General features: G+C 65.9%; 4 protein-coding genes and 1 pseudogene. 1 reads left to right on the forward strand and 4 read right to left on the reverse strand.

All coding sequences use genetic code 11. The features are described from left to right. Nucleotides 1-124: 124 nt before the first annotated feature. The 3 genes from ACIQ51_RS14020 to ychF form a co-directional block, all read right to left on the reverse strand. On the reverse strand, nucleotides 125-811 hold the full coding sequence (locus ACIQ51_RS14020) for an SOS response-associated peptidase (protein ID WP_396205685.1): 687 nt from the start codon (nucleotides 809-811) through the stop codon (nucleotides 125-127). Between the two features lie 14 nt (nucleotides 812-825). Beyond that, nucleotides 826-1,617, reverse strand: coding sequence for a DUF3108 domain-containing protein (locus ACIQ51_RS14025; protein ID WP_396205686.1), 792 nt, complete (start codon nucleotides 1,615-1,617; stop codon nucleotides 826-828). A gap of 91 nt (nucleotides 1,618-1,708) precedes the next feature. Next, nucleotides 1,709-2,809, reverse strand: a complete 1,101-nt coding sequence (ychF, locus tag ACIQ51_RS14030; protein WP_396205687.1) for a redox-regulated ATPase YchF — start codon at nucleotides 2,807-2,809, stop codon at nucleotides 1,709-1,711. 223 nt (nucleotides 2,810-3,032) lie between these two features. Between ychF and ACIQ51_RS14035 the strand changes: the two are divergent. Beyond that, nucleotides 3,033-3,317: pseudogene (locus ACIQ51_RS14035) on the forward strand (four helix bundle protein); the annotation flags it as partial. A 199-nt stretch (nucleotides 3,318-3,516) separates the two neighbouring features. Here the strand turns inward: ACIQ51_RS14035 and ACIQ51_RS14040 are convergent. After that, nucleotides 3,517-4,073, reverse strand: a 557-nt coding sequence (locus tag ACIQ51_RS14040; protein WP_396205688.1) for a M28 family metallopeptidase, incomplete at its 5' end; no start/stop codon positions are given.

Raw genomic sequence — 4,073 nt, forward strand, 5'->3', positions numbered from 1 at the left:
CTTTGCCACTCGGCAATCCTCCCTATGGTCATGAGTGCCACCCGCAGTGCCGAGCCGCGGGCGGAGGGTCGAGCGGAACGGCCCACGCACAGGCGGACCGTTCCGGATGAGCCTTGAAGCCTAGTCAGGAAAGGGGGGCGGAGCAAGCCGGCCCCTCGTTTCTGGGGGCGTTCACGTACGTACTGACCGGGAAGGCGTGCATGGGGCCCTCCCACGGACGGATCAGCGCCTGCGCCACCGGCGCCGGGGTCCCCGGGTCAAGCCAGGCCGCATAGTCCGCCGGGGCCACGATCACCGGCATCCGGTCATGGATGGGTGTCATGGTCGCATTGGGCTCGGTGGTGATCAGGCAGCAGGTGACCAACGACTCGGCGTCCGACGCTCCGTCCGAACCGGCGTGGGGCACCCACTGCTCCCACAGACCGCCAAAACAGAAAGGGGCGTCGTCCGGTAGCTGGATGCACCACGGCTGCTTGACCTTCTGTCCCTCCAGCACCTGCCACTCGTAGAATCGGTCGGCGGGCAGAAGCGCACGGCGCGCCTTGAAGGCGCCACGGAAGCTCGGCTTGGTGGCCACCGTATCGCCGCGCGCGTTTGCCAATCGATTGCCGATGGAGGGATCATCGGCCCACGAGGGCACCAGCCCCCATCGTGCAAGCCCGGCCCGGCGACTTCCTGAACGGCCCTGCACGACGATCGGCACCGCCTGCGACGGTGCCACATTGAACCGGGCCTCGAGCGGCGGCAGCTCCACGCCGAGGGGAAGGGTGCCCATCCGGGCCGGATTGCCGAAACCGTAGCGTCCGCACATGCGCGAAAGCTACGCTACTTCGTCCCCCGCGCCCCCTTGAGGTACAAATTCAGGGAACCGAAGCTCAGCTTCGACTTCATCTGCACTACCATCCGACGATCGTCGTCGCTGATCCAGACCTCGGCCTTCCCGTTCTGACTGAAGATGCCCTTGGTCTGGAAGGTGGGCTGGAGCACGACCGTCTTGAACGTGCCCCCCGGCACCGTGACGGTCTCCCGGCGCAGCACGCGGATGCGTACGGGGTTCCCCTGCGCCTTGAAATAGCGCGAGAACTCGTAGCTCTTGCCCACCTCGAGTGGCAACGTGCGCACGAAATACAGGAACGACCCTTCGTCGAGCGGGTTCGTCACGGTCGGCTCTTCGGGGCGATCTCCCTCACGCAACACCCCGCGCTCCGGAAAGATCTCGTAGCGGCGCTTGCGCTCGTAATTCCCCTCGTCGACGTCTTGGTGGTAGCGGAGGCTATTGAGCGTGTTCACGTCGAACCACGACTCGTACAGGTCGTTCACCCGATAGAGCGGAATGCCACCCTTGATCGTGAAGGCCGTGTGCCACACGGGGCGGCCGCGCACTTCGGTGATCTCCTTCACCTCCATGCTGCCGTTGCCCACCTTGAGCGCCCCGAAGCGGACTTCGTACTCGAGCCGCTCCCCCACCTGGAAGGGGACCGGGGTCGCGTTCCCCGTCGCGGTCCTCGCGGCCGCATCCTGCAACGCGAGTGCCGGTTGCGCGCCGAGCGGGGCCGCCCGGTCCGCGAGCGGAGCGAGCAGGCCCAGAGCCACCAGAAGGGGGGGCGTGCGCATCATGCGCCGATGGTACCCGCGAGCATGCGAAAAGGTGCCTGGTGCGCCCCTGCCGACAGCGCGCACGGGAGGGACCATCGCACGATGGCGCTACTCAGACGTTGAAGCGGAACAGCAGCACGTCGCCATCCTGCACGACGTACTCCTTGCCTTCTGAGCGGACGACGCCCTTTTCCTTGGCGCCCTTCCAGCCGGCATGCGCCACGAAATCGGGATACGACACCGTCTCGGCGCGGATGAACCCCTTCTCGAAGTCGGTGTGAATGACACCGGCGGCCTTGGGGGCGGTGTCGCCCTTGTGGATCGTCCAGGCGCGCACTTCCTGCTCGCCAGCCGTGAAGTAGGTCTCCAAGCCCAGCAGCGAGTAGCCGGCGCGGATCAGTCGGTCGAGCCCCGCGCTTTCAATGCCCAGCGACGCGAGGAACTCGGCACGCTCCTCGGCGCCAAGCTCGGCGAGCTCCGATTCGATCTTGGCCGAGAAGGGCACGATCTGGGCGTTCTCGCCGCCGGCGGCCACGGCAGCGCGCAGCGAAGTGAGGTACTGCCCCTCCTCGCCCGAGAGTTCGGCATCGGTCACGTTGGCGGCGTAGAGCACCGGCTTGGCCGTGAGCAGCTGCAGCCCGGCGAGCTTCTCCAGCTGATCCGCGGTAAGCCCAGCGCGCCAGAGCGGCTTGCCCTCGGAGAGCGCGGCATTGGCCGCTTCCAGCGCCGGCAGTTCAGCGAGCGCTTCCTTGTCGGCAGCCTTGGCGGCACGGCGTGCCTTGTCGAGCCGCTTCTCCACCTGCGCCAGATCGGAGAGGGCGAGTTCGAGCTCGATGATCTCCTTGTCGCGCGCGGGATCGGGCTGCCCCATCACGTGCGTCACGTCGTCGTCGGCGAAGCAGCGGATCACGTGCACGATCGCGTCGGTCTCGCGGATGTTCTGCAGGAACTTGTTGCCAAGCCCTTCCCCCTGCGACGCCCCCTTCACCAACCCGGCGATATCCACGAACTGCACGACCGCCGGTACGGTGCGTTTGGGCTGCACGATCTCCGCCAACTTGTCGAGCCGCGGATCGGGCACTTCCACCATGCCCACATTCGGCTCGACGGTGCAGAAGGGATAATTGGCGGCCTCCGCCTTCGCCGCCGTGAGGGCGTTGAAGAGCGTGGACTTGCCGACGTTGGGGAGACCGACGATACCGAGGCGGAGCATGACTTGCGGGCTTGGGGTTGGGTACAGCCTCGAAAGGTAATGGGGGAGGGGAGGCGTTGGGGGAAACCGGCTACCCGCAACTCGAAACCCGAAACTCCTCGCGGACCGCCGGGAGTTTCGGGTTTCGGGTTGCCAGTGGCGGGTGGGCCACGCCGCGTCGGAACGGCACAACGCCCGTCGAATCGGTGCGGCGTTCTTGGTGGGCCCATCCTATCCTGCGCCAATGCAGGATTTCAGACAGCTCCGTGTGTGGCAGCGATCCGAGGACTTCGCAGCTCGTGTGCATGATGTCACGTCGGATCCGGGCGCTTCGGTCATCGGCCCGTGGCGCGGACAGCTCAGGAGGGCCTCGTCGTCGATCGGGGCGAATATCGCGGAGGGCGCCATGAGAGACTCGCCGAAGCAATTCGCGCATTTCCTTTCGATAGCGATCGCGTCCGCGTCCGAGAGCGAGAGCCATGTCGATCTCGCCTGGAGAATCCGTGCGATTCCTGATGACGTTGCTTCGTCGCTCCTCGGGAAAATCATAAACATCCGCCGAATGCTCGTTTCACTCCGCCAACGGGTGCAAGCGGCAGGGGAACCCAACCGTCCCTCACCCGAGACCCGAAACACGAAACCCGAAACTCCTCGCGGACCGCACGGAGTTTCGGGTTTCGAGTCGCCAGTGGCGGGTCGCGCGGGCGATCCCCGCGCTGTCTACGCGATCACTGCTTGCACTGTCCCCGCGGATCCATCTTCGCTCCATCGACTTTCGGCCGGCTCGCGCCATTCCCGATCGCCAGCGCGATATCCGCCACGAGGCGCGACACCCGCTGCATATGCGGGTAATCGATGTACTGCGGCTCGTCGGTCAGCTGGTGATAGGCCGAGTGGCCGCCGGTTGTGAAGAACGTGACCGGGATGTTCCACTTGGCGTACTCGTAGTGGTCGCTGCGGCAGTAGATGTTCATCGGGTGACCGTTCGCGTCCATCGCGTAGTCGAACACGAAGTTGTGCTTGCGGTCCTTGTTCACCCGCTCCACGGCGTCGCCGAGTTCGCTGCTCAGACGGCGCGAACCCACCAGCTGCAGGTAGTCGGGGCCGCCGCGCAGTTCCTTTCCGTCAGCGCTCATACCGGTCTGGTCAGTCGCGCTACCGCGGCCCACCATGTCCATGTTGAGCTGCGCCACGATGCTGTCGCGCGCGACCGTGGGGTACTCGGTGAAGTGCGCCGATCCCCACAGCCCCTTCTCTTCACCGGCGTGCCACACGAACAGCGTGC

The organism is Gemmatimonas sp., from assembly GCF_044344655.1.
In the GTDB taxonomy this organism is placed as follows: Bacteria; Gemmatimonadota; Gemmatimonadetes; order Gemmatimonadales; family Gemmatimonadaceae; genus Gemmatimonas.